This is a genomic window from Pseudacidovorax sp. DMC4 (assembly GCF_056314265.1).
Genome location: NZ_JBQUYR010000012.1, coordinates 69,236 through 88,352, shown reverse-complemented (window position 1 = coordinate 88,352; position 19,117 = coordinate 69,236). Strand labels below are relative to the sequence as shown.

The 19,117-nt window shown below is 71.3% G+C and carries 17 protein-coding genes and 1 other RNA gene; 12 read left to right on the top strand and 6 right to left on the bottom strand.

All coding sequences use genetic code 11. From position 1 onward, the window contains the following. The first annotated feature begins 130 nt into the window (after positions 1-130). Both ACT54X_RS21155 and ACT54X_RS21150 read left to right on the top strand, forming a co-directional pair. On the top strand, positions 131-1,831 hold the full coding sequence (locus ACT54X_RS21155; RefSeq protein ID WP_294373507.1) for an MBL fold metallo-hydrolase: 1,701 nt from the start codon (positions 131-133) through the stop codon (positions 1,829-1,831). Beyond that, on the top strand, positions 1,828-2,622 hold the full coding sequence (locus ACT54X_RS21150; protein WP_476348403.1) for a S4 domain-containing protein: 795 nt from the start codon (positions 1,828-1,830) through the stop codon (positions 2,620-2,622). Before ACT54X_RS21155 ends, ACT54X_RS21150 begins: the two co-directional genes overlap by 4 nt. A 62-nt stretch (positions 2,623-2,684) precedes the next feature. Here the strand turns inward: ACT54X_RS21150 and rnpB are convergent. Continuing rightward, positions 2,685-3,003, bottom strand: an RNA gene (gene rnpB / locus ACT54X_RS21145) — RNase P RNA component class A. Between the two features lie 124 nt (positions 3,004-3,127). On the opposite strand from rnpB, the gene cysK reads away from it, so the two are divergent. After that, positions 3,128-4,048 carry a cysteine synthase A gene (gene cysK, locus ACT54X_RS21140; RefSeq protein WP_476348401.1) on the top strand — a complete coding sequence of 307 codons (921 nt, stop codon included), beginning with the start codon at positions 3,128-3,130 and terminating at the stop codon, positions 4,046-4,048. 23 nt (positions 4,049-4,071) lie between these two features. Here cysK and ACT54X_RS21135 read toward each other — a convergent pair whose 3' ends face one another. Further along, positions 4,072-4,959, bottom strand: coding sequence for a hypothetical protein (locus tag ACT54X_RS21135; RefSeq protein WP_294373539.1), 888 nt, complete (start codon positions 4,957-4,959; stop codon positions 4,072-4,074). 175 nt (positions 4,960-5,134) lie between these two features. On the opposite strand from ACT54X_RS21135, the gene ACT54X_RS21130 reads away from it, so the two are divergent. From ACT54X_RS21130 to ACT54X_RS21120, 3 genes are read left to right on the top strand one after another with little or no spacing between them, the layout of a single operon-like run. Further along, complete coding sequence (locus ACT54X_RS21130) at positions 5,135-6,838, top strand: NAD(P)/FAD-dependent oxidoreductase (protein ID WP_476348399.1); 1,704 nt, start codon at positions 5,135-5,137, stop codon at positions 6,836-6,838. Beyond that, positions 6,835-7,389 carry a VUT family protein gene (locus ACT54X_RS21125; protein WP_476348397.1) on the top strand — a complete coding sequence of 185 codons (555 nt, stop codon included), beginning with the start codon at positions 6,835-6,837 and terminating at the stop codon, positions 7,387-7,389. Before ACT54X_RS21130 ends, ACT54X_RS21125 begins: the two co-directional genes overlap by 4 nt. 54 nt (positions 7,390-7,443) lie before the next feature. Next, on the top strand, positions 7,444-8,508 hold the full coding sequence (locus ACT54X_RS21120) for a ProQ/FINO family protein (RefSeq protein WP_476348395.1): 1,065 nt from the start codon (positions 7,444-7,446) through the stop codon (positions 8,506-8,508). A 182-nt stretch (positions 8,509-8,690) separates the two neighbouring features. On the opposite strand, the gene htpX is transcribed toward ACT54X_RS21120, so the two are convergent. From htpX to pyrC, 4 genes are read right to left on the bottom strand one after another with little or no spacing between them, the layout of a single operon-like run. Further along, positions 8,691-9,572, bottom strand: a complete 882-nt coding sequence (gene htpX, locus ACT54X_RS21115) for a protease HtpX (protein ID WP_017761873.1) — start codon at positions 9,570-9,572, stop codon at positions 8,691-8,693. Continuing rightward, positions 9,569-10,414 (bottom strand): DUF3025 domain-containing protein, encoded by an 846-nt coding sequence (locus ACT54X_RS21110; protein ID WP_476348392.1) that lies wholly within the window; start codon positions 10,412-10,414, stop codon positions 9,569-9,571. The genes htpX and ACT54X_RS21110 overlap by 4 nt, the downstream gene beginning before the upstream one ends. After that, positions 10,411-11,397: an NYN domain-containing protein gene (locus ACT54X_RS21105; protein WP_294373550.1), complete on the bottom strand. Its 987-nt coding sequence runs from the start codon at positions 11,395-11,397 to the stop codon at positions 10,411-10,413. The genes ACT54X_RS21110 and ACT54X_RS21105 overlap by 4 nt, the downstream gene beginning before the upstream one ends. Then, on the bottom strand, positions 11,394-12,428 hold the full coding sequence (pyrC, locus tag ACT54X_RS21100) for a dihydroorotase (protein ID WP_476348390.1): 1,035 nt from the start codon (positions 12,426-12,428) through the stop codon (positions 11,394-11,396). Before pyrC ends, ACT54X_RS21105 begins: the two co-directional genes overlap by 4 nt. 77 nt (positions 12,429-12,505) lie before the next feature. On the opposite strand from pyrC, the gene ACT54X_RS21095 reads away from it, so the two are divergent. The 6 genes from ACT54X_RS21095 (at position 12,506) to ACT54X_RS21070 (ending at position 19,117) form a co-directional block, all read left to right on the top strand. Beyond that, complete coding sequence (locus ACT54X_RS21095) at positions 12,506-13,327, top strand: IclR family transcriptional regulator (protein ID WP_476348388.1); 822 nt, start codon at positions 12,506-12,508, stop codon at positions 13,325-13,327. Between the two features lie 164 nt (positions 13,328-13,491). Next, entirely contained in the window at positions 13,492-15,162 is a 1,671-nt protein-coding gene (locus ACT54X_RS21090; protein ID WP_294373558.1) for an ABC transporter substrate-binding protein, read from the top strand. Positions 15,163-15,205: 43 nt separating this feature from the next. Then, positions 15,206-16,159: an ABC transporter permease gene (locus ACT54X_RS21085; protein ID WP_294373563.1), complete on the top strand. Its 954-nt coding sequence runs from the start codon at positions 15,206-15,208 to the stop codon at positions 16,157-16,159. Between the two features lie 3 nt (positions 16,160-16,162). Then, the gene (locus ACT54X_RS21080) at positions 16,163-17,056 is read left to right on the top strand and encodes an ABC transporter permease (protein ID WP_294373565.1); all 894 of its coding nucleotides are present in this window, start codon (positions 16,163-16,165) and stop codon (positions 17,054-17,056) included. Next, on the top strand, positions 17,053-18,087 hold the full coding sequence (locus ACT54X_RS21075; protein WP_294373567.1) for an ABC transporter ATP-binding protein: 1,035 nt from the start codon (positions 17,053-17,055) through the stop codon (positions 18,085-18,087). The genes ACT54X_RS21080 and ACT54X_RS21075 overlap by 4 nt, the downstream gene beginning before the upstream one ends. 13 nt (positions 18,088-18,100) lie before the next feature. Then, positions 18,101-19,117, top strand: a complete 1,017-nt coding sequence (locus tag ACT54X_RS21070) for an ABC transporter ATP-binding protein (protein ID WP_294373568.1) — start codon at positions 18,101-18,103, stop codon at positions 19,115-19,117.

The following is a 19,117-nucleotide window of genomic DNA, read 5'->3' as shown; positions in this document are numbered from 1 at the left end:
CCGTCGGCCGGGGCCGGCGGCAGCCGGGCATGCCGCCCGGCTTCGGGGCAAAGCGGCCATCATGCCATCGCGCCGACAAGGCCGCGACGACGGGCATGCGCGCATCGACCGCGCTGCTGATAATGCGGCGATGCCCCGGCTCTCCCAGCAACTCCATCCCCCACGCGAACCGGCCCCTGCACGGGCGGCCGCCACCGTGCTGCTGTTGCGCGATACCGAGCTGGGCATGGAGGTGCTGATGACCCGGCGCTCCGCCACGGCCAGCTTCGCCCCTGGCGCCTACGTCTTCCCCGGCGGGCGCGTGGACGAGGAGGACACCGACACCCGCCGCATCGCTCTGCGCCGCCGCACCCAGCCCCGGGTACAGCTCACCCACGCCATCGCCGCGGTGCGCGAGGCCTTCGAGGAACTGGGCGTGCTGCTGGCCGAGCATGCCGATGGCCGCCCCGTGAGCGCCGCCGAGGTCGCCGCCATGGACCGCAGCACGCCGCCGGCCGTGCCCTTCGCGCAGCAGTGCGCGCAGCGCGGCCTGCGGCTGGCCACCGACCGCGTGTTCGCCTTCGCGCACTGGATCACCGACCGCGATCTGCCCAAGCGCTTCGACGTGCTCTTCCTGGTGGCCCGCATGCCGCCCGGCCAGACGCCGCAGGCCGACGAGTCCGAGCAATTCGAGCCCAGCTGGGTTCGCCCGGCCGACGCACTGGAGCGCCATGCCGCCGGCCGCTTCGACATCATCTTTCCCACCATCCGCACGCTGCAGCGGCTGGCCACCTTTCCCAACGTGCATGCCGTGCTCGAAGCCTGTGCGAGCGAGCGCCCCCTGTGGAGCAGCTGCCCGCGCGCCGGCCTGCTCAAGGGCGAGGAGGCGCGCTACATGGAGCACGAGTCGCCCTACGGCGAGCTGGCCCTGGTCTGCCCCGACGGCCAGATCGGCCATGCGCTCGACTGGCAGCACGAGGCGCCCGTGCCGCTGCTGCACAACGTGCAGCGCCTCACGGCGCCCAACGGCAGCGTGATGACCGGCCCCGGCACCAACAGCTACATCGTGGGCGACCGGGACAGCGGCTACATCGTGATCGACCCGGGCCCGAACGACTTCGACCACATCGGCCGGCTCTGGCGCGCCACCCAGGGCGACATCCGCGCCATCGTCTGCACCCACTCGCACGCGGACCATTCGCCTGGCGCGCTGCCGCTGCAGGCGCTGTGCGAGAAGCGCCCGCCCATCCTCGGCCTGCCCTCGGCGCCCACCGCCCGGCCCACCGCGCGCTTCACGCCCGACCGCGCCCTGGCGGACGGCGAGAGCCTCAAGCTCGAAGGCGGCCCGGCCGACGACGGCAGCGGCCAGCGCGTCGCACACACGCTGCGCGTCCTGCACACGCCCGGGCATGCGGCCAACCACCTCTGCGTGGTGCTGGAGGAGGACGGCCTGCTCTTCTCGGGCGACCACATCCTCAACGGCAGCACCACCGTCATCGATCCGCCGGACGGCAACATGAGCGACTACCTCGAGTCGCTGGACCGGCTGGACGAGGCCTGCGCGGCCTTCCACGTCGAGCACATCCTGCCGGCCCACGGCTATGTGCTGGGCGCGGCCCGCACCGCCATCGCCCGGCTCAAGGCCCACCGGCTGCAGCGCGAGGCGAAGATCGCCGCCGCCATGCGCAAGAAGCCCAGCGGCACGCCGCAGGACTGGCTGGAGATGGCCTATGCCGACACGCCGCGCCACCTGTGGCCGGTGGCCGCACGCTCGCTGGAGGCGCACATCGAGCGCATCCTGGTGCGGGCCTCCGAGCCGGCGCCGCAGCCCTCCAGCTTCGCACCCGAATGAACAACCCGCCCGATCGCCCACCGCGCGTGCGCGCCGCGCGCCGGCCGGACGATGCGCCGCCACGCAGGGACGCAGCCCGCGGCGCGGCCCCTACCGCCCTCCCGGCCCCCGAAGACGGCGAGCGCCTGGCCAAGCGCGTGGCGGCCCTGCGCGGCTGCTCGCGGCGCGATGCCGAGATGCTGATCGCCCAGGGCGCCGTGCGCGTGGATGGCCAACCGGCCGCGGCGCCGCAGCAGCGCGTCGCGCCGGGCCAGCAGGTGGAGGTCGACGAACGCGCGCAGCCACGCCCCCTGCCTCCCGCCACTTTGCTGTGGCACAAGCCCGCGGGCGTGCCGGCCGATGTCCAGGAATGGGCCGTCGACCAGCGCGTCGATGCCCATCCACAGGCGCCCACGGCGCCGGGCCTGTTCATGCAGCAGCACTGCGCCGCCGCGCTGGGCGATGCGGCCAGCGGCCTGGTCGTGCACACGCAGGTGCGCGGCGTCTGGCGCCGGCTGGTGGACGAGGCGGGGTTGGTGGAGCACGAGTTCCTGGCCGAGGTGCAGGGCGAGCCGCAACCGGCGCAGCTGGCGGCGCTGCGTCCCGCCGCGGCCAGTCTCGCGCGCCAGGGCGGCGGCACCACCGGGCTGCGGCTGGTGATCGGCGGCGTCGACGCCCACCGCGTCGCCGAGTTGTGCGACCGCGCGGGACTGCGGCTGGTCGGCCTGCGCCGGCTGCGCATCGGCCGCGTGCCGCTGGCCGGACTGGCGCCCGGACAGTGGCGCCTGCTGCGGGCCAGCGAGCGCTTCTAGCGCGCCCCACGGCCGCCACAAAGACGAAACGCCAGCAAGCTGGCGTTTCGAGGGGATGTAAGTTGTGAAGCGCGCCGATACGCCGGATTCTGTGCACCGCGGTTGCCCGCGGTGTGACCGCCATCTGTCTGGGCCGCCGGTCACCCGGACGGCTCGATGCTACCTACCCGTGAACTCAGCGGGCCGCCTCGACGTTCACCTACTTGGTATTGCTGCGCGCAGAGATTGCCCGTTTCACCCGAACTGAATCGGCTCGTCTCTGTTGCTCTGATCCTCACCTCGCGATGGGGAGCCGTTAGCTCCTGCGCTGCCCTGTGCAGTCCGGACGTTCCTCCAGTGCCGCCTTTCGGCGATTGCACCAGCGGCGGTCTGGCGTGCTTCACGGGCGTGATTATCCGTGATCGCCGCGTCGGCAAAGCCGCCGACAGGAGCCTGCCACCGAATCTCGCCACAATGGCCCGTTCCATTCCTGTCCGCCCGAACCTTCCAAGGAGATGACGACGCCATGAAAGCCAGCAGCATCCTCGACACCATCGGCCGCACACCGCACGTGCGCATCAACAAGCTCTTCGGCCAGGCCACGCAGCAGGTGTGGATCAAGTCCGAGCGCGGCAACCCCGGCGGCTCCATCAAAGACCGCATCGCCCTGGCCATGATCGAGGACGCCGAGAAGTCCGGCGCGCTCAAGCCGGGCGCCACCATCATCGAGCCCACCTCCGGCAACACCGGCGTCGGCCTGGCCATGGTGGCGGCGGTCAAGGGCTACAAGCTGGTGCTGGTGATGCCCGAGAGCATGTCCATCGAGCGCCGCCGCCTGATGCTGGCCTACGGCGCCAGCTTCGACCTGACGCCCAAGGAAAAGGGCATGAAGGGCGCCATCGCCCGCGCCGAGGAACTGGTGGCCAGCACGCCCGGCGCCTGGATGCCGCAGCAGTTCAACAACCCGGCCAACGTCGACGTGCATGTGCGCACCACCGCCGAGGAGATCGCGGCCGACTTCCCCGATGGCATCGACGCGATCATCACCGGCGTGGGCACCGGCGGCCACATCACCGGCTGCGCGCAGGTGCTCAAGAAGAGGTGGCCCCAACTCAAGGTCTTCGCGGTCGAGCCCGTGGCCTCGCCCGTGCTGTCGGGCGGCAGCCCGGCGCCCCATCCGATCCAGGGCATCGGCGCCGGCTTCGTGCCGCAGATCATGAGGACCGACCTGCTCGACGGCATCATCCAGGTCGACGCCGAGCCGGCCCGCGAGATGGCCCGCCGCTGCGCCCGCGAGGAAGGCATGCTGGTCGGCATCTCCTCCGGCGCCACCCTGGCCGCCATCGCGCAGAAGCTGCCCGAGCTGCCGGCCGATGCGGTGGTGCTGGGCTTCAACTACGACACCGGCGAGCGCTACCTGTCGGTGGAGGGCTTCCTGCCGGCCTGAGTGGCCGCACCCCGCGCCTTCGCCTACCAGCGTTTTTCGGCGAAGGCGCCCAGCACCTCGGTGCAGTGGGCGACGGCCTTGCTCCGCGCCTCGCGCAACGGCTGCCAGTTCTGGGAGCGCCAGGCGGCCCAGCTCAGCGGCTCCGACTCGTAGGCGCACAGCATCGGCGGCCGCATGAAGCCGGCCCGCCCCATCTCCGCGGAAAAGCGCAGCCGGTACAGCCCGTCGTCTGTGGACAGGTTCTCGTACACCAGTTGCCAGGCGCGGGGATGCAGCGGCGTGTCCAGGGTATCGGGCACTTCGCCTGCAGCCTTGATCTCCTCCGGCGTCGAACCATCCGTGCGGGCGTCGGCCTGCGCCTTGGCCGCGCGTTCGGCGTAGACCCGGGTCGCGATCACGCTCAGTGCATCTCGCAGGTCGTCCAGACCGGGGTTCACCGCGACCGGGTCGTTGGCCAGTTCCGGAATGTCGTCGCCCAGCAGGTCGGTCTTGGAAAAGCCGGCGCCTGCGGCGCCCACGCCCAGCGCGAGCAGCGCCACGTTCAGGGCTACCTGGCCAGCCACGTTGTTCATGGTGTTCTGGCGGCGGACCACATGCAGGCGCTCGATACCCTGCTTCTGGCCGTCGCGGGCGAAGACGACGCGCGTGACGATCCGCGGCGCGTCAGCGCTCGGGGCCGGCACTGGCGCAGCGGCAGCGGCCACATCCGGCTGTGCGACGGCTGCGCCGGCTTCAGCCGGCGCCTCTGGCGCGCGGTCGGCAACGGCCTCGGTAGGCACCGCGGCGTTGGTGGTGTCTGCGGGCGGCGCGAGCTGGGCATGGCCGGGCATGGCGCCCGACGACAGCGCCACGGCCACGGCGCAAGCCAGGGCGCGGCATCGCCCGGTCGGGCGGATGGATGAGTGCGGCATCTTCTTGTGTGTCCTCCCCGCGGTGCGGGCGGCGAGATTGTGTGCACCGCCACTCCACCTCCCGGGCGAGCGCCGCGCATTGCGTCACGCAAACGCCGGAAGAATCACCACGGCCCGATCGGCGACAATCGCGCCCTTTCTCTACGCCCTGCCCGATCACCACGGGCCCGCGCCGATGATCCGCCTTTCCGAACTCAAGCTTCCCCTCGATCCCGCGCCCGAAGCGCTGCCGGCCCTGATCGCCAGCACGCTGGGCGTCCAGCCCGCCGACATCGCGTCGCACACCGTGCACAAGCGCAGCTTCGATGCGCGCAAGGCCGAGCTGCTCACCGTCTACATCGTCGACGTGGCGCTGGCCGATCCAGCCGCCGAGGCCGCGCTGCTGCAGCGCCACGCCGAGAACCCCCACATCCAGCCCGCACCCGACATGCGCTACGTGGCGCCGGTGCGCGCGCCCGAGGGTGGGCTGCGGCCCGTCGTCGTGGGCTTCGGGCCCTGCGGCATCTTCGCGGCGCTGCTGCTGGCGCAGATGGGCTTCCGGCCCATCGTGCTGGAGCGCGGCAAGGCGGTGCGCGAGCGCACGCAGGACACCTGGGATCTGTGGCGGCGCAAGAACCTGCATCCCGAGTCGAACGTGCAGTTCGGCGAGGGCGGCGCCGGCACCTTCTCCGACGGCAAGCTCTACAGCCAGATCAAGGACCCGCGCCACCTCGGCCGCAAGGTGCTGAACGAGTTCGTCAAGGCCGGTGCACCCGAGGACATCCTGTGGGAGGCGCATCCGCACATCGGCACCTTCCGGCTGGTGAAGATGGTCGAGACCATGCGCGCCGAGATCATCGCCCTGGGCGGCGAGATCCGCTTCCAGCACCGGGTGACCGACCTGCGGGTCGAGGATGGCCATGTGCGCGGCGTCACCGCTGTCGACCAGGCCAGCGGCCAGGCGCACGAGCTGCGCGCCGACCATGTGGTGATCGCCCTGGGCCACAGCGCGCGCGACACCTTCGGCATGCTGCACACCCGCGGCGCGCCGATCGAGGCCAAGCCCTTTTCCATCGGCTTTCGCGCCGAGCATCCGCAGAGCCTGATCGACCGCGCCCGATGGGGCCGCCATGCGGGCCATCCAGCGCTGGGCGCGGCCGAATACCGCTTGGTGCACCACGCCAACAACGGCCGCGCGGTCTACAGCTTCTGCATGTGCCCGGGCGGCACGGTGGTGGCCGCCACCAGCGAGCCCGGCCGCGTGGTGACCAACGGCATGAGCCAGTACTCGCGTGCCGAACGTAATGCCAACTCGGGCATCGTGGTGGGCATCGAGCCGCGCGACTACCCGACCGACTACCAGCACCTGCCCCTGTCGCCCGAGTTGCAGGAGGCCGCGCGCGGCAAGCCGCATCCGCTGGCCGGCATCGAGCTGCAGCGGCGGCTGGAGTCGCAGGCCTTCGTGCTCGGCGGCAGCGACTACTGTGCACCCGCCCAGTTGCTGGGCGACTTCGTGGCCGGCCGCCCCTCCACCGCGCTCGGCGAGGTGGTGCCCAGCTACAAGCCGGGCGTGCTGCCCGGCGACCTGCATGCCGCCCTGCCCGGCTATGCCATCGAGGCCATGCGCGAAGCCTTCCCGGCCTTCGCGCGCAAGCTGCCCGGCTACGACCTGCACGACGCGGTGCTGACCGGCGTGGAGACGCGCACCTCCTCGCCCATCCGCATCGCCCGCGACGGAGAGACGCTGCAATGCCCCGGCCTGGCCGGCCTGTACCCGGCCGGCGAAGGCGCGGGCTACGCGGGCGGCATCCTGTCGGCCGGCGTGGACGGTATCAAGGTGGCCGAGGCCGTGGCGCGCGCCATCGCAGCCGAGGCCGAATCACAGCGGGTGCCGGCATGAATGTGCTCACCGCCTTCACGCCGTGGCGCTCGCTCGCGCCGGCCATCGCCGCCATGGCGGCCGTGGTGCTTGCCTCGAACGTGCTGGTGCAGTTCCCGATCAACGACTGGCTGACCTGGGGCGCCTTCACCTACCCGGCCGCCTTCCTGGTGAGCGAGGTGGTCAACCGGCTGCATGGCCCAGCCCTGGCCCGGCGCGTGGCCTGGGTCGGCTTCGCAGTGGCGGTGGCCATGTCGGCGCTGCTCGCGCCGCCGCGCATCGCCGCCGCCTCGGGTCTGGCCTTCATCGCCTCGCAGCTGCTGGACATCGGTGTCTTCCACCGCCTGCGGCGCGGACGCTGGTGGCGCGCGCCGCTGGCCGCCACGCTGCTGGCCGCCGTGCTCGACACGGCCATCTTCTGGGGCGTGGCCTTCGCGGGCACGTCCGATCCGTGGCTCAGCTGGGCCGTCGGCGATCTGGCGGTCAAGCTGGCCGTCGGCGTCGGCATGCTGCTGCCCTTCCGGCTGCTGATCGCCCGCCAACTGGCGGGTGGCCTGCGCGCCTCCGCCTGAGTCTTTCCATCCCCTTTTTCACGCCTGCCCCGGCGCAGGCGCTTTGCGACCGATATGAGCGACCAAAACGACACGCCGTTCCACGACACGCCCGCGCATGCCGCGCCTTCGAGCGCCGACGCCACGCCCACCGCCGCAGCGTCGGCCCCGGCAGCCGCTTCGAGCGCGCCCACGCCGGACAGTGGCGCTGCATCGGCATCCGCCGGCAATGCCCCTGCCGGCAGCGCCGACGCCGCGCCGACCGGGGACGGCACAGCAGCTGCGGGGCCTGCCCCGACCCCGGAAGCGGGCCTCACGCGCGGTGAACGCAGCGAACGCGGCGAAGAACGCGGTGAACGTGGCCAACGGCGCCGCCGAGGCGGCCGTGGCCAGGGCAACGGTGGTGCGGGCCGGCCCGCCGCCGACGGCGCCCAGCCCGAGCGCCAGCCGCAGGCCCAGCGCCAGAACCCGGCCAAGGGCCAGAACGTGGCCCAGCGCAACGCCGGCCGCAAGGTGCATCCGCTGCTGGAGACGCTGGCCGGCCTATATCCCCACCTGTTCGGCGCGCGCTTCCTGCCGCTCAAGCGCGGCATCTACGAGGACCTGCTGGCCCGCCATGCCGAGGTGCTGCCGGGCGACGAGCTGAAGGTGGCGCTGGGCCAGCATGCGCGCTCCACCCGCTACCTGGACGCCATCGCCAACCGCGTCCCGCGCCACGACCTGGACGGCCAGCCGGTGGAGGATCTGGCGCCCGACCACGTGCACCATGCCATCGTCGAACTCTTCAAGCGCCGGCAGGGCCGCACGCAGGAGGACCTGCGTCCGCAGTTGGTGGCCCGCCTGGCCGACGCCATCGGCGCCAGCGGCCTGGAACGCATGGACTATGTGCAGCAGGTGCGCGTGGCGCAGCCGGATGCCCTGGCCCTGATCGACGAAGCCTTCACCGAGCACGGCCGCCGACTGGCCCGGCGCGAGGCGCTGCAGCGCGCCTTCGAGGCCAGCGGCCAGCCCACGGTCGAGGCCTTCGCCGCCATGTACGGCATGGACCTGGGCGAAGCGCGGCGGGTGCTGGGCAAGCAGGCCAGCAAGACGGCGGCCGCTGCTGATCCCGCGGTGAGCGAAACGCCGAGCGAGGCCTGACCAAGTGCGAACAGCCGGGCGCCACGCGGCGCCTGGCTCGAGCAGTGCACCGCCGGACCGGCGCGCGCGGAACGCAAGAGGCCCGGAATGCGTCTGACGCCGAGCCATAAAAAAGGCGCCCCCAACGGAGGCGCCTTTCCTTTGGTCGGAGGCCCAGGGCGCGCGCCCCGGCCTCTCGCGCATCAGCCCTGCTGCGCAGCCTGCAGCGCCGCGATGCGCTCTTCGATGGGCGGGTGCGTGGCGAACAGCTTGCCGATGCTGCCGGTGATGCCCATGGCCTCGACCGCTTTGGGCAGTTCGCCGGCGGGCAGGCCGCCCAGGCGGGCCAGGGCGTTGATCATGGGCTGCTTGCGGCCCATCAGCTTGGCGGCGCCAGCGTCGGCGCGGAACTCGCGCTGGCGCGAGAACCAGGCCACCACCATGGCGGCGGCAAAGCCCAGCACGATGTCCAGCACGATGGTCGTGACCATGTAGCCGATGCCGGGGCCGCTGTTCTCGCGGTCGTCGCCGCGGCGCAGGAAGCTGTCGACGAAGTAGCCGATCACGCGCGACAGGAACACGACGAAGGTGTTCATCACGCCCTGGATCAGCGTCATCGTCACCATGTCGCCGTTGGCCACGTGCGCCACCTCGTGGCCAATGACGGCCTCGACTTCGTCGCGCGTCATGTTCTGCAGCAGGCCGGTGGAGACGGCCACCAGCGACGAGTTCTTGAAGGCACCCGTGGCGAAGGCATTGGGCTCGCCCTCGAAGATGCCGACCTCCGGCATGCCGATGCCGGCCTGGTCGGCGAACTTGCGCACGGTGGCGACGATCCAGGCCTCGTCGGGCGACTGCGGCTCGTTGATGATGCGCACGCCGGCGCTCATCTTGGCCATGGGCTTGGAGATCAGCAGCGAGATGATCGCGCCGCCGAAGCCCATGATGAGCGCGAAGCCGAGCAGCGCGCCGAGGTTGAGGCCATTGGACGTCAGGTAGCGGTTGACGCCCAGCAGGCTGGCGACGACGCCGAGCACGGCGACCACCAGGACGTTCGTGAGCACGAACAGGAAGATGCGTTTCAAGTCGGTTTCTCCGTGGGAGGAAGGGACGCCGTGAAGATGGGGGCCCCCCGGCCCGCTTCAAGCATCACGGCATGCCGCACCGTTGTAAGTTGTTCTGGGTCTGCAGCGCGGCGAGGTCGGAAGACCTCCGAGTCATCATAAAAGCAAAAGTTCGCGTTCCCCGGGTGCCAGCCGGGGACGCCGGCCACGGGCAGCGGGGTGAAGGGCTTGCGCACGAGCCAGTCAGCGGTCAGCGCGTCGACCAGACGCCCGTCGTCGGCCGTCAGCGAGGGATCGTGCGGGTCTGGGCCGAGCAGCAGATGCGCCGTGGCCGACTTCTGGCCGGCCACCAGCTTCTCCATCAGCGCATGGCCGAAGACCGTGAGGCGCGCTTCAGCCCACAGCGGCCGCAGATCGACAAAGGCCCGGCGCCAGTCGCGCGCCTGCAGGGCGGCCCAGAGGACGGGCGGCGCCTGCAGCACCGCGCCGTGCTCGTCGAACAGCGTGATGGCATCGCGCAGCCGGCCGCGCACCGGGCCGATGCCGCGCGCCGCGATCTCTGCCGCCTGCAGGCGGTTGAGCTGGCGCTTGGCCGTTGGAAAGGCCAGCCAGACCAGGCCGTTGAAGAAGTCGTGCAGGTTGTCGCGCGTGGGCACGCGGCCGGTGCGGTCGATGAAGCATTCGTAAGGCTGGTCGGCAGGCAGCGCTTCCTGCGGGACGAAGCCGGGCTGCGGCGGCGCGGCCAGCGACTGCAGTGCCGCATGCAGGCGCAGGCTGGCGGCGGCACGCGCGACCGGCTCGCCCCAGCGCCGCCAGGGCGCCAGGCCGGGGTGCTCCCAGTCGACGGCCGGCAACGGGCTCAACGGCCGGCCGCGCCCTTCCAGCGGATACGGTCGGGCTGGTGCAGCACCTGGAAGTCCGCCGGCAGCTTGTCGAAGAGCTTGATCGAACTGGCGTTCTTGCCCAGCACCCGCGCAGCGCGCAGCGCCTGGGCCACGTCGTTGAGGGCCACTTCGGCGCCCCCGCGCAGGGCGGGCACGGCGCCGAGGATGGTGTCGGCATCGACCAAGGCGTCCTGGCGGCCCGAAGCCGTCTTGCGTGCGACGGCCGGCGCCTCGGCTGGTGGCGCCGCTTCGACCACGCGCTCGCCGCGGGTGCCGGCGCTGCGCGTCTTCCTGGCGGCAGGGGACGCACTCGCCTTCTTCCTGGCGGGCGCCGCCGCTGGCGCGGGGGGCAGTGCCGGTGCGGGGGGCAGTGCCGGGGCCGGTGCGGGCGCCGACTCGGCAGCGGCGCGGCGCGACGTCTTCCTGGCCGCGGGTGCCTTCTTCGCCGCCACCTTGCGTGCGGCAGGCGGACGCGCCGACGTCGCCGCCGGGCCGGGTGCGGGCGCCGCGATCGCCTCGCCGCCCTTGTGGACCAGGTCGATGAAATGGTCGTAGGCCGCCCGCGTCTCATCGCCCGTCTTGCCCTGCTGGCCGATGCCGCACACGCGGCAGCCCTTCTCGCGCAGGCGCAGCACCAGCGGGGCGAAGTCGGAGTCGGAGGACACCAGGTACACCACCTGCGGCCGCTCGGCGATGGCGAGATCCAGCGCATCCACCGCCAGCGCGATGTCGGTGCTGTTCTTGCCCGCCGCCAGGTTGACCAGCGGCCGCATGCCCAGGCGCTTGAACAGCCCCTGGTGGCGAAGTGCGACCTCGGGGGTGCAGTAGGCGCGGCGCACGTGCAGGTGGCCATGCTCGGCCAGCACGCGGCGCACCGCCTGTTCCATCACGTCGGCCGACACGTTGTCGGCGTCGACCAGCAGCATCACCTTGCCGCCGGACAGCGGCGCCGTCGTGCTCATGCCAGCCTCCAGCCGACCGTCTCGCCACCGCGCAGCGGCTTGAGCGTGGCCTCGCCGAAGGGCACCGTCTCGGGCAGCGTCCAGGCCTCGCGGCGCAGGGTGATGGTGCCGGTGTTGCGCGGCATGCCGTAGAAGTCGGGGCCGTGGAAGCTGGCGAAGCCTTCCAGCTTGTCCAGCGCGCCGGCGTTGTCGAAGGCCTCGGCATACAGCTCGATGGCCGACAGGGCCGTGTAGCAACCGGCGCAGCCGGTGGCGTGTTCCTTCAGGTGGGCCGGGTGCGGCGCGCTGTCGGTGCCCAGGAAGAAGCGCGGGCTGCCGCTGGTGGCGGCCTGCACCAGCGCCTGGCGGTGTTCCTCGCGCTTGAGCACCGGCAGGCAGTAGTAATGCGGCCGGATGCCACCGGTGAAGATGGCGTTGCGGTTGTAGAGCAGGTGGTGCGCCGTGATGGTGGCGGCCGTGTGTTCGCCGCCTTCGTCGCGCACGTAGTGCGCGCCCTCGCGCGTGGTCAGGTGCTCGAAGACGATGCGCAGTTCGGGGAAGTCGGCGCGCAGCGGGCGCAGCACGCGGTCGATGAAGACGGCCTCGCGGTCGAACAGGTCGATGGCCGGATCGGTCACCTCGCCGTGCACCAGCAGCAGCAGGCCATGCTTCTGCATGGCTTCGAGCGTGGCGTAGGTCTTGCGGATGTCGGTGACGCCGGCATCGCTGTTGGTGGTGGCGCCGGCCGGGTAGAGCTTGAGGGCGCGCACGCCGGCGGCGGCGGCACGGGCGATTTCCTCGGGCGGCAGCCTGTCGGTGAGGTAGAGCGACATCACCGGCTCGAAGCGCTCGCCCTCGGGCACGGCAGCCAGGATGCGGTCGCGGTAGGCCAGGGCCTGCTCGGCGGTGGTCACCGGCGGACGCAGGTTGGGCATGATCAGCGCGCGGCCCATCTGGCGCGCGGTGTGCGGCACCACGTCGCGCAGGGCGGCGCCGTCGCGCACGTGCAGGTGCCAGTCATCGGGTCGGGTGATCGTGAGGGTGTCGGTCATGGCGCGGGATTGTCCCATCGGCCCCGGCATGGGCCTTGCCTCGCGCAGAATCGATGGTCCCTTCCCGCCCAACTCCGATGGCCCCGCCCGCCCGACGCCCACGCATCCCCACCGCTGCCGCACCGGCCGCCGATGCGGCCGACCCGCTCTACAACCAGTCGCTGGAAAAGGGCCTGGCAGTGCTGCGCAGCTTCGACGCCGCGCACCGCACCATGACGCTGGCCGAGATCGCCGAGCGCACGGGCATGACCCGCGCCTCGGCGCAGCGCACGGTGCACACGCTGCAGGTATTGGGCTACGTGGGCAAGGACGGCCAGACGCGGCGCTTCCGCCTGCTGGCGCGCAGCATGGACATCGGCTTCAACTACGTGGCCAGCCATCCGCTGGTGCAGGCGGCCAACCCCTACTTGGCGCAGTTGGCCAGCGCGAGTGGCGAGACGGCCAGCCTGACCGAACCGCTGGACTTCGACATGCTCTACGTGGCGCAGCGCATGACCACGCAGTTCATCCCGGTGCTCACCCCCGTGGGCATGCGTATTCCCATGTACTGCACCAGCAGCGGCCGAGCGTGGATGAGCTGCCTGCCCGATGAGCAGGTGCGCGCGCTGCTGCAGGGCTCCACGCGCGTGGCACGCACGCCCGCCACGCTGACCGGCATCGCCGCCATCCAGGCGCGCGTCGCGGCCTGCCGCAAGCTGGGCTACGCGACCAACGACGAGGAACTCTTCCTCGGCGACATGGGCATCGCCGCGCCCATCGTGGACCGGCGCGGCCGGCCGCATGGGGCGGTGCATGTGTCGCCGCCCACCAGCCGCTGGACGCTGGAGGCGGCGCAGAAGAAGCTGGCGCCGATGGTGATCGAGTGCGCGCGCGCCATCGCGAGCGCGCTGCCGCACTGACCCTCCCGCACCACGCCCGCCCACCACGCACCCGCCGAGGTGCGGCCATGCACCGCAACGACGAAACGTATCGACTATCGATACAAAAATAGCTATTACCGATTCACGCAGGCAGGCACGCGCTTTGCAATGCAGAGGCATCTCTCAACCTTCGAGGCCGCTCCATGCCCTGCCCCGCCCGTCCGTCCTTCCGTGTCTCCGCACTGCGCGCCAGCGCGCTGGCCGCCACCCTTGCCCTGAGTCTGGGCACCGCACACGCGCAGGAGAAGGTGCTGCGCATCGCCATGACCGCCGCCGACATCCCGCGCACCTCGGGCCAGCCCGATCAGGGCTACGAAGGCAACCGCTTCACCGGCATCCCGATGTACGACAGCCTCACGCAGTGGGACCTGAGCTCGGCCACCAAGCCCAGCGTGGTGATCCCCGACCTGGCGGTGTCGTGGGCGGTCGACGCCAAGGACAAGACCAAGTGGCTCTTCAAGCTGCGCCCCGGCGTCAAGTTCCATGACGGCACGCCCTTCAACGCCGACGCCGTGGTGTGGAACGTGGGCAAGGTGCTCGACAAGGCCGCACCGCAGTACGACCCGGCCCAGATCGGCGTGACGGCCTCGCGCATGCCCACGCTGCGCACCGCCCGCAAGGTCGACGACCTGACGGTGGAGCTGACCACCAGCGAGCCCGACTCTTTCCTGCCGATCAACCTCACCAACCTGTTCATGGCCTCGCCGGCCCACTGGCAGAAGAAGTTCGACGCCGTGCCGGCCAGCGTGACCGACAAGGCCGAGCGCGCCAAGCAGGCCTGGACCGCCTTCGCCGCCGACCCCTCGGGCACCGGCCCCTTCAAGGCCTCGAAGTTCGTGCCGCGCGAGCGTCTGGAGATGGTGAAGAACCCCGAGTACTGGGACGCCGCCCGCCGCCCGCAGATCGACCGCGTGGTGCTGCTGCCGCTGCCCGAGGCCAACTCGCGCACCGCCGCCCTGCTGTCGGGCCAAGTGGACTGGATCGAGGCGCCCGCGCCCGATGCGCTGGCCACCATCAAGCAGCGCGGCTTCAAGGTGTATTCCAACCTGCAGCCGCACCTGTGGCCCTGGCAGTTCTCGCTGCTGCCCGATTCGCCCTTCAAGGACCTGAAGGTGCGCCAGGCCGCCAACCTGTGCCTCAACCGCGCCGCGCTCAAGGAGCTGCTGGGCGGCATGATGGTCGAAGCCACCGGCATCGCAGAGCCGGGCGATCCGTGGCGTGGCCACCCCACCTTCCAGATCAAGTACGACGTGGCCGCCGGCCAGAAGCTGATGCAGCAGGCCGGCTACTCGGCCGCCAAGCCGGCCAAGGTCAAGGTGCAGACCTCGGCCTCGGGCTCGGGCCAGATGCAGCCGCTGCCCATGAACGAGTTCATCCAGCAGAGCCTGAAGGACTGCTGGTTCGACGTCGACTTCGACGTGGTGGAGTGGAACACCCTGTTCTCCGGCTGGCGCCTGGGCGCCAAGGACCCCGGCGCGCATGGCGCCCATGCCACCAACGTGAGCGCCGCCACCATGGACCCCTTCTTCGCCATGGTGCGCTTCGTCAGCACCAAGGCCCAGCCGCCGGTCGCGCAGAACTGGGGCTACTACAGCGACCCCAAGACCGACGCCCTGGTCGAGAAGGCCCGCACCAGCTTCGCCGACAAGTCGCGCGACGCCGCCCTGGCCGAGCTGCATGCCCGCGTGGTGGACGAGGCGCCCTTCCTCTTCGTCGCGCACGACGTGGGCCCGCGTGCCATTTCGCCCAAGGTGCAGAACGTCGTGCAGCCCAAGAGCTGGTTCATCGACATCGCGACCATGAAGATGCAGTGACGGCCCGCAGCCGCTTCACCGAGACGGCCTGAACGACCCCGCCATGCTCGCCTACCTGCTCCGACGCATCCTCTACACCGTGCCCATCATGCTGGGCGTGACGCTGGTGTGCTTTGCCCTGGTGCACATCGCACCGGGCGATCCGCTGGTGTCGGTGCTGCCGGCCGATGCCTCGGCCGAACTGCAGACCCAACTGCGCTCGGTCTATGGCTTCGACCGGCCGCTGCCGGAGCAGTTCGTGCGCTGGGTATGGCGGGCGCTGCACGGCGACCTGGGGCTGTCCATCGGCACCAGCCGGCCGGTGGCAGGCGAGGTGATGCGCGCTGTCGTCAACACACTGCGGCTGGCAGTGCTGGCCACGGCCATCGGCTTCGTGCTTGGGTCGCTGTTCGGCTTCGTGGCGGGTTACTTCCGCAACTCCGTCATCGACCGTCTGGCCTCGCTGCTCTCGGTGCTGGGCGTGAGCACGCCGCACTACTGGCTGGGCATGGTGATGGTGATCGTGTTCTCGTCGCAGCTGATGTGGCTGCCCGCGACCGGTGCCGGCCCGGGCGGCTCCGGCGAGTGGGCCTGGGACTGGGCCCATGTGCAGTTCATGCTGCTGCCGGCGCTGACCATGTCGGTCATTCCCATGGGCATCATCGCCCGCACGGTGCGGGCGCTGGTGGCCGAGCTGCTGGCGCAGGAATTCATCGTCGGCCTCAAGGCCAAGGGGCTCACACAGTTCGGCGTCTTTCGCCACGTGGTCAAGAACGCGGCGCCCACCGCCCTGGCGGTGATGGGCCTCCAACTGGGCTACCTACTCGGCGGCTCGATCCTGATCGAGACGGTGTTCTCCTGGCCCGGCACGGGCTTCCTGCTCAACACCGCCATCTTCCAGCGCGACCTGCCGCTGCTGCAGGGCACGATCCTGGTGCTGGCGCTGTTCTTCGTGCTGCTCAACCTGGCGGTGGACGTGCTGCAGACGCTGCTCGACCCGCGCATCGCCCGGAGCTGATCGATGTCCGCCGTTCTTTCATCTCCCGCCGACGTTCAGCCGCTGCCGGCGCAGCGCACGCGCGGCTACTGGGCCTCGGTGGGCGCGCGCTTCGTGCGCGACCCCGTGGCCATGGTCGCCGCCGTGGTGGTGCTGCTGCTGGTGCTGATGGCCATCTTCGGTACCTGGCTGGCGCCGGCCGATCCCTACCAGTCCTCGATGTTCAAGCGCCTCAAGCCGGTGGGCACGCCCGGCCTGCCGCTGGGCAGCGACGAACTGGGCCGCGACCTGCTGTCGCGCCTGGTCGTGGGCGCGCGGCTGTCGCTGTTCATGGGCATCGCGCCGGTGCTGTGCGCCTTCGTGGTCGGCTCGGGCATCGGCATCCTCGCCGGCTATGCGGGCGGTCTGGTCAACACGGCCATCATGCGCACCATCGACGTCTTCTATGCCTTTCCGTCGGTGCTGCTGGCCATCGCGCTGTCGGGCACGCTGGGCGCAGGCATCACCAACTCGCTGATCTCGCTGACCATCGTGTTCATCCCGCAGATCGCGCGGGTGGCGGAGTCGGTGACCACGCAGGTGCGCGGGCGCGACTACGTGGAGGCGGCGCGCGCCTCGGGCGCCAGCGGCTTCACCATCGTGCGGGTGCATGTGCTGGGCAATGTGCTCGGGCCCATCTTCGTGTACGCCACGAGCCTGGTGGCGGTGTCGATGATCCTGGCCTCGGGCCTGTCCTTCCTGGGCCTGGGCGTGAAGCCGCCGGAGCCCGAATGGGGCCTGATGCTCAACACGCTGCGCACCGCCATCTACACGCAGCCGCTGGTGGCGGCGTTGCCGGGCGTGATGATCTTCATCACCTCCATCGCCTTCAACCTCCTTTCCGACGGGCTGCGCTCCGCCATGGACAACAAGGCATGACGATGCACGACGACGACGTCGGCGGCCCGGCGCAGCCGCTGCTCACCATCCGCGGGCTGCAGAAGCACTTCCCGCTCAAGAAGGACCTGCTGGGCCGCGCGGGTGGCGTGGTGCGCGCGGTGGACGGCGTGGACTTCGAGGTGCTCAAGGGCGAGACGCTTGGCGTGGTGGGCGAATCCGGCTGCGGCAAGAGCACCACGGCCCGGCTGCTGATGCACCTGATCGCGCCGACGGCCGGCGAGGTGGTGTTCGACGGCCGCGTGGTCGGCTCGCGCGACCTGCCGCTCAAGGACTTCCGGCGCCAGGTGCAGATGGTGTTCCAGGACAGCTATGCCTCGCTCAACCCGCGGCTGACCATCGAGGACTCGATCGCCTTCGGCCCGCAGGTGCACGGCGTGCGCCGGCGCGAGGCGGTGGAGCGCGCCCGCGACCTGCTGGCGCGCGTGGGCCTGGAGCCCTCGCGCTTTGCCGAGCGCTGGCCGCACGAGCTCTCGGGCGGGCAGCGCCAGCGGGTCAACATCGCCCGCGCCCTGGCGCTCCAGCCGCGGCTGGTGATCCTGGACGAGGCCGTCTCGGCGCTGGACAAGTCGGTGGAGGCGCAGGTCATCAACCTGCTGCAGCAGCTCAAGGCCGAGTTCGGCCTGACCTATGTCTTCATCAGCCACGACCTGCATGTGGTGCGCTACATGAGCGACCGGGTGATGGTGATGTACCTGGGACAGGTGGCGGAGGTCGGTCCGGCCGATGCGCTCTACGACGAGCCGGCGCACCCGTACACGCAGGCGCTGCTGTCCTCCATGCCCTCTATGGACCCGGACCGCCGCACCGAAGAGGCGCCACTGGCCGGCGACCCGCCCAATCCCATCGACCCACCCTCGGGCTGCCGCTTCCATCCGCGCTGCGCCCATGCCGCGCCCGTGTGCAGCCAGCGTGCGCCGGTACTGCTGCCGGTCGCGCCGCTGCGCGTGGCGCGCTGCCTGGTGCACGAGGCCGGCAGCGGCCATCCGCAGGCGCCCGCTGTGGCCGCATGACCCCATGACCTCCATGAACGACTTGCCCGATGCCCAGGCGCCGCTCGTGCGCGTGCACGACCTGACCGTCACCTTCACTGGCGGCCGCAAGCCGGTGCAGGCCGTCAGCGGCGTGAGCCTGGAGGTGCGCCGCGGCGAGGTGGTGGCGCTGATCGGCGAATCGGGCTCGGGCAAGAGCGTCACGCTGCGCACGCTGCTGCGCCTGCATCCCGAGCGGCGCACCCACATCGGCGGCCAGGTGCAGGTGGCGGGGCGCGACGTGCTGGCCATGTCGGGCCGCGAACTGTCGGCCTACCGCGGCAAGGTGGCGTCGATGATCTTCCAGGAGCCGCTGCTGGCGCTGGACCCGGTCTACCCCGTCGGCGCCCAGATCGTCGAATCGCTGCGCCGGCACGAGGGCCTGGACAAGGCCGCCGCCCATGCGCGTGCGCTGGCCCTGTTCGAGCGCGTGCGCATTCCCAGCCCGGAGCGCCGTCTCGCGGCCTATCCGCACGAGATGTCCGGCGGCATGCGCCAGCGCGCCATGATCGCGCTGGCCCTGGCCTGCAACCCGCAACTGCTGCTGGCCGACGAGCCCACCACCGCGCTCGACGCCACGGTGCAGATCCAGATCCTGCTGCTGCTGCGCGAGCTGCAGCGCGACCTGGGGCTGGCAACGATCTTCGTCACGCACGACATCGGCGCCGCCGTCGAGGTGGCCGACCGCATCGCCGTGATGTATGCCGGCCGCATCGTGGAGGAAGGCACGGCGCGCGAGCTGATCCACCGGCCGCGCCACCCCTACACCATCGCCCTGCTGCGCAGCCGGGCCCATGGCGCCATGGACCGCGGCACGCCGCTGGGCACCATCGCCGGCGCACCGCCAGACCTGGCCGCATTGCCGCCGGGCTGCGCCTTCGCGCCCCGCTGCACGCTGGCCACCGAGGCCTGCCTGGACGGCCAGCCGCGCGTCGTCCAGTTCGACCCGGGCCACCGCGCCCGCTGCAACCGCACCGACGAGACCGCCGGCCTGGCCCCCGCGCTCGCCTGA